General features: G+C 65.0%; 4 protein-coding genes. All 4 read right to left on the bottom strand.

Annotated features, from left to right (window positions below; translation table 11 throughout):
- Positions 1 to 1073, bottom strand: a 1073-nt coding sequence (locus tag ACYPYD_RS07955) for a purine nucleoside permease (protein WP_459662703.1), incomplete at its 3' end; no start/stop codon positions are given.
- A 67-nt stretch (positions 1074 to 1140) separates the two neighbouring features.
- Positions 1141 to 3606 (bottom strand): TonB-dependent siderophore receptor, encoded by a 2466-nt coding sequence (locus ACYPYD_RS07960; RefSeq protein ID WP_459662704.1) that lies wholly within the window; start codon positions 3604 to 3606, stop codon positions 1141 to 1143.
- A gap of 147 nt (positions 3607 to 3753) precedes the next feature.
- A complete protein-coding gene (locus ACYPYD_RS07965; protein WP_459662705.1) occupies positions 3754 to 5289 on the bottom strand; it encodes an adenosine deaminase family protein in 1536 nt (511 codons plus the stop codon).
- Complete coding sequence (locus ACYPYD_RS07970) at positions 5286 to 6407, bottom strand: purine nucleoside permease (protein ID WP_459662706.1); 1122 nt, start codon at positions 6405 to 6407, stop codon at positions 5286 to 5288. Before ACYPYD_RS07970 ends, ACYPYD_RS07965 begins: the two co-directional genes overlap by 4 nt.
- Positions 6408 to 6762 lie beyond the last annotated feature (355 nt).

Below are 6762 nucleotides of genomic sequence, written 5' to 3' on the forward strand. Positions count from 1 at the left end.
TCGACCACCTTCGAGCCCACGGTGTAGAGGTTCTCCACAGCCGCCTCGAGCCCCGCATAGCCCTCGTTCTCGCGCAGCAGGTAGGTCGCCGCATCGACGCCCGGCGGCGGCATCGTGAAGTTGGAACCGGCGCGCACCACCAGCACGCGGTCACGGTCGGCGCGGCCCACGGCGTCGAGGTAAGTCATCGCCTGCATGACGCCGGTGTCCTCCATCGCCGAAGTTACGAACTCGCCCTGCCCGCCGCTCCAGTAGCGAACCCAGTCGTTGGCCCAGTCGGTCAGCTTCTCACCGTGCCAGAAGGTCATGGCGGAGAGCGTATCACCCTCCAGCACGAAGGGCGCTTCCTGCGCGTGCGGGTAATCGACGAACTTCGCGCGCTCCACGGCGATCGCCGGAGAGTCGGGAAGCTCGATGTTCTTCGTCAGCTCGTAAGCCCACTTCTCGAGGCTGGGATTGACCTGGAACATCTCGCCGCCCGAGGGATCGGGCTTCGTGGTCTTGTCGTTCGGCCCCTTGGTGTGACGGGCGAAGTAGCCGGTCTTCCAGTCGGCCGGGATTTCGCGCGCGTCGATCTCGTGCGCGAGGTCGCCATCGACGACGTAGCGCGCCCAGGCGACCGAGCCGATCGAAGCATCCTCGGGGTCGATGCCCGCGATGCCCGCGACGAGCCAGTAGGCCTGGCTCAGATCGAAACGCGGATCGAGGCCGAGAGCCATCGTCGCCGCCGTCGAGCGCGCGGTGCCGATCCCGGTCACCATGCCGAGCACCTGCGTCTCGGGATTGTAGTAGAGGTCGTGGAACGACTGCGGGAAGGGAATACGCTGGGTCAGGCCGCGGCGCGCCTTCCACAGCTGGAACTCGCCCGCGACGTCGCCCTCGTCCTTGCCGATCTCGAAGAGCGAGACGATCACCACCTTGACCGGCAGCGGATGGTCGCAAGGCGCGCCGGGATCGCAGTCGGCGACGGCGGAAGTCGTGGGTGGCGATGCCGTGGCATCGGCGGCGAACGCCGGGGTGGCCGCAGCGAGCATGGCGCCCGCCATGAGAGTCGCGAGCGTCTGGGAGCGCATGGGTAACCTTTCGATTCAAACCGCAAGAAGGGAGCGCCGGCGATCGCCGACGCTCCCTCTCGGGGCATCAGAACTTGTACGTCAACGAAGCCTGGAAGCTGCGCGGCAGCTCCGGCAGGACGATCGTGGAGCCGAACAGTTCGGTAAAGTTGGCACGGAAGTACTTCTTGTCGGTGACGTTCTTCACGACCAGACGGGCGAGCCACGGGCCGGTCTCGTACGAGATGGCCGCGTCGATCTTGGTGTAAGCGGGCAGCTTCACCGCCTGCGACTGGCCCGAGTAGACCGAGTCCACCTTCACCCCGCTGGCGCTCAGCGCGAGGCCGTTGTCGAAGGCATACGTCGCTGTCAGCGAGTAGAGGTTGGTCGGGATACCGGCACGGCGCGAGTCGCTCTTGCTGGTGATCGGCACGAGGCCGATCGGCTGGCCGCCGAGGTAGAGCGACGGATCGCTGACGTTGACCAGATCCTCGATGCCGAAGAAGCTGAACAGCGTGCCATTGGTCAGCGCGGTCAGGTTGTAGACCTTGGTGCGCGTGTAGCCACCGGTGATCAGCAGGTGCTTGTCCACCGACCAGCGGAACTCGGCTTCCAGGCCCTTGGTCTCGACCGACTGGTTCACCGTGACCGACTGGATGTTGTAGTCGGTGCGCTTCTGCTTGTAGATCGACACCGCCGCATAGAGGCGATCATCGAGCCAGCTTCCCTTCAGGCCGCCTTCGTAGAGCTTGGAGGCCGAGACAAAGGTCTGTCCGGCGATGTCGCCCGGATAGAGTTCAGCACCCTGCCCGGCGATCACGGTCGACTGGCGCGCGATCGTGGCATAGGGGATCAGGCCGTAGGGCAGCTTGTAGTTGGCGCTGGCCGACCACGACCATGCGCCCTTGTTACCGCTGGCGCTGTCGGGAATGCCGTCCGCCCGATTGGATGCGACCTGCGCCGCTTCCATCTTGCCGATGTTGTAGGCCGACTTCGCCTTGAGGTAGTCATAACGGGCACCCACCGTCACATCGAGACCGAAACTGAAGTCGAAGTCCGCCAGCGCGGCGATTGAGTAATCGGTGTAGTGGCCGGTGACATAGTTGGTGTAATCGCAGTCGCACTCGGTCGAGAGCAGGCGATCCGACGCCGGGGTGTAGCCGACGGTCAGGTCGACGCGATGGAAGTATTCGTAGTTGAAATCGTCACCGTGCTTGAAATTGGTGTAGCGGATCGACGGCGATACCTGGAATGCGAACTTGCCGATATCGTTCTCGAACTTGTCCGAGATGACGACCTTGTTCTCGATCGCATAGGAATCGTGGAACTGCGAGAAGCCGTAGGAATTCTCGTTGATGTTGTCGTACGAGTCGAAGAAGAACTGGTTCTTGATCTCGAGATCGCCGGCACCTTTCCAGATCAGGTCGGCGTAAAGCGTACTGCCCTTGTTATCGAGGCGATCGTTCTTCCCGGTCAGCGTCTTGCGGCGGCTGAGCTTGGCGGTGCCCACGTTGGTCAGGTTGAGCGCGCTGTTCGGCGAGCTAGTAAAGCATGCGTCCGTGATCGACGATGCAAACACCCCGCCACCGCAGGCGAAGCCGCCGAAGATCGACATGCCGCCGGGAACCGCCGCGTTGATCTCGCCCTGCGAAATCTGGCCGTCGCCATTGGTGTCGAGCGGCTTTGCCGAGCCGGTAATGTACGTGCCGTTGTCGACGAGGTCCTGCGTCAGGCGGTTCCAGCCGCCGTTCTGCTGGCCCTTGTAGTTCTGGTACATGCCGCCGAATTCGAGGCGCAGGTTGGGCGTCAGGTCGGTGTCGAACGAACCCTGCAGGATCGTCTGACGGGTCGACATGTTGTCGTAGTAGCTGCCCGAATCCTCGACTTCCGCGAACAGGCTGTAGCCGAATTCCTGCGTGCCGATCTTGCCGGGGCCGCGCATTTCGGCCTTGATATCGGCCTTGCGCCAGCTGCCGCCGGTCATGGTGACCTCACCCTCGGGGCTGGCGAGGTAGGAGCCGCCCTGAACGCGCGCCGACTTCGGCACGAAGTTCATGTAGCCGCCGGTCTTCGACGGACCGTAGATCGGCGAGGCCGGGCCGCGCACGATGTCGATGCGCTCGGAGGCGCCGATCGGGGTCGGGTAGTTGCCGGGGTTGTCGAGGCGGCGCATGCCGCGGAAGTAGATTTCGCCCGGAGTACCGCGAATGTCGAGCGCGCCGCCGACGCCGAAGAACGAGTTGGTGAACGTGCCCGGCGACTGCGCGACGAGGTCGTAGATGTCGGTAATGCCGAAGCGTTCCATCTGCTCGGCGCTGATGGTGGAGACCGAACGCGGCGTCTCGGTCACGGTCTTGTCGAAGCCGAAGACGGTGCCGACACCCTCGATCGGCAGAGCGCCGAGCGAACCGGTGACGACGATGTCCTTGCCGTCCTCGGTCGTTTCATCGGCGGCCGCCTGCGCGAAAGCCGGTGTCGTCAGTGCAGTGCAACAAAGCAGCGCGCCCGCGGCCAATACCGTCTTGCGCGCAGTGAAACGGATCATATCCCTCATGGTATGCCCCCTTGATACGGCGGGAACGGTCCTTGCCGCCCGCCGCGTGCTGTTGTGTCCCTCCTCTCCCGCACTTCCCTGTGCAGTTCCCTGTTTACGGTGCGCCGTTGCTTTGACGGCAAGCATCCGCGATCGCGGCGAGGAAATTCAGTCCCCCGCCGCTCCCTGTCTGGCCTTGAACCGGTCGAGCGAGCGCTCGAACCGGTCGAAGTTCATTTCCAGCCGTGCCTGCAGCGTGGCCTTCTCGTTCTTTGCGAGAAATGCCTTACAGGACCCGGCCGTGAAATCCGTCGCGCACGGCGCCACCACTGCCCCGTAGCGGCGGTCCGCCCACAGGCTTGCGCCCGGTGCGAAGGAATATTCGAGGCTGTTGCGCGCCAGTTCCTTGAGGTCAGTGTAATGCAGCCCCTGTTGCTGCACCGCGCGGACATGCTCGTTGGTCATGTCGGAACGCAGCACGCCCTCGTCGTCGGTGGAGAGCATCACCGGCACGCCCATCGAGCGGTAGAGGTGCAGCGGATGGACGCCGCCCTCCACGCCCAAGATCACGGCGTTGCTGGTGAGATTGATCTCCACCCCGATGCCATCGCGCGCCATGCGGGCGAGGGTTTCGGGGGCGTTGACTTCATAGGCAATGTCGACGCCGTGGCCGATGCGCTTGGCACCCGAGGCGACGGCCTTGCCGATATGGTCCTCGAGATCCTTGGGCGGCACCAGCCCGAGCGCCAGTTCGCCCGCGTGCATGGTGACGTTGACCTTGGGATACTTCGCTCCGAGGAAGCGGAACATCGCCATGTGCAGGTCGTAGTCGCGCAAGGCGACCGGATCGTCCTCGGGCATGACGATGTTGACGCCGACGAAGCGCGGGTCCTTGTCCGCCAGCACGAAGCCCGCGAGCATCGAGCGCCACACGACCTGCGGCGGCAACCCGCGCATGGCCGAGTAGATGTAGTGCATCGCCACGCCGCAGCCCGGATCGGCCGCCTTCGTGCCGCAGCCGAGGCGCTTCTTCGCGAAGGCTTCCTCCTCGTCCACTTCCGCGATGGCCGGGGCCACAAGAGCCTGAGCCGCCGGAAGGTCGCGCTTGTAGGCGGCGGCGATCCCATCGACGCCCAGCGGAGCATCGGGCGCGGACAGCATGAATGGCGTCGTGCTGTCCGGATTGTGCATCAGTTCGACGTAGACGAGGTTGTTGCGGCCCGCGCTGGCGAAGGCGTCGGCCAGCCAGCGCGCGTCCTCTCCGTCCGCCGCAGGGCCGAACTTGCGGAAGCTGGAGAAGAACTGGTTGTGGCCGGAGACCAGAGCCGGGCCGATGCCCTTCTGGAAGCCGCGCGTGGAGATCGCGTCGATCAGCTTCGCATAAGTGAACGGGTCCTTCTCGGCCATCGGACCGATCTGGAGTTCGGCGGGACACGGCGCCGGCACGATGCGGGTGATCCCGGCGTCCGCGCACATGCCCTTGGCGGCGGCGACCTTGAGGAAGTCCTCCGCATAGACCGAACCGCCGAGGTGGTTGTGCAGATCGCCGCCCTTGGGCATCGCCTGCAGGAACACGCGCAGCCGCCCGGCATTGCCCGCCATTTCGTCGAGCATGGCAGACGCCGCCGCCTCGTCCGCATGCGCGGCCGGGGCCGCGAGAGGCAAGGCCAGCGTCGTCAGCAAGGTGGAAACGAGGCGCCTCACGGTACGGGGGCCTCCGGCACCGCGTTCTCGTACTTGTCCCAGTGCTTGAGCAGTTCGTGCACGACCGGCGCGCCGACGAGGTAATTCGCCTCGAACGCGGCCTTCTGGCCCGCGCCTTCGTTGGCGACGCTCTCGACCGCCGAGACGCCCGGAGGCGGCATCGAAGGGTTGGAGCCCGTGCGCAGCACCATGACGCGGTTCGCATCGACCAGACCGTTCTTGGCCGCGATCAGGATCGAGCCCTGCTGGATCTGGCTTTCCATGTTGGTCATGGCGAAGCGGCCCTTGCCGCCGGTCCACAGTTTGACCCAATCGCGCGCCCACTGCGTGCGGCTCGGACCATGCCAGTAGCGCAGGCCGCCCAAGGTCTCGCCCATCAGCACGAACGGCGGTTTCTGGGCATTGGGCCAGCCCTGCCAGCGTGCGCGGTCGGCCTTAAGCTCCAGCGAATCGGGGATTTTCACGTCCTTGCTGAGACCATAGGCCCAGTAGGCGAGCCCCTGGTTCAGCTCGGCCGACATCGACAGCTTGCGGGTGTCCGTGAAGCCCGCGAAGTCCTGGGTGGCTCCGGGCAGAGTGTTCGGCTTGTCGGCGCCGATCGCGAACAAGCCATAAGGCCAGTCCTTAGGCACTTCGCGGTCGTCGAACTCCCGCAGCTTGTCGCCGTCGATAACCCAGCGCGACCACGCCGCGCTGCCGACCGAGGCCAGCTGCGGATCGACGCCGGAGATGCCGGTGAACAGCCAGTACGTCTTCGTGAAATCGAAGCGCGGGTCCATCAGCAGCGCGGTCAGCTGGTCAGACACGCTGCCGATCATCGTGTCCGGGCTGCCCCAGACCATACCGTAGAGCCCGTCCGCATTGCGGCGCAGCGGGTGGAGCGTGCCCTTGACCGGGATCACCTCGTCGAGATGCTCGCGCTCGGCCCAGGCCTGGAATTCGCCGGGGGCATCGCCCTTGTCCTCGCCCGGCTCGAACGTGGCGACGACGATGACCTTCACCGGAATCGGCGTGACCTTGGGAATTTCCGGCAAGGTAGGCTCCGCCGCTGCCGCAGCGACGGGCGCAAGCAGGCCCGCTGCTGCGGCAAGCGCCAGCGCACGCAAGGAAGCCCTCAAGGGGCGGCCGGATCGATAAGCAATCATTGTAACTAGAACCCCGAGAACGGGGGGCGCACCCGCGCAGGTTCGGTGGATTCACCCGGCACCGGCGCGCCCCCTTACCAAAAGTGCGGCTCCGGCGACCGACGATCCCCCTGTAGGGAGAGGATCGGGAAATCGCGTTCGTCGGATCGCACCTTCCGGTATTGCTAGCGGTGGTACGGCACAGGAGATAGTGCTAGCAAACGCAATGAATCCCACGGTCCGTTGCAAAAATTAGAGCAGGTCTAAAGTCGCCATGCCCGCCTTTTCCCGTTTTCTGCGCTATTTCATGGTCGTCGGCCGCCACGGTTCGATCCGCAAGGCGGCCGAC

This window comes from Novosphingobium sp. 11B, assembly GCF_054589055.1.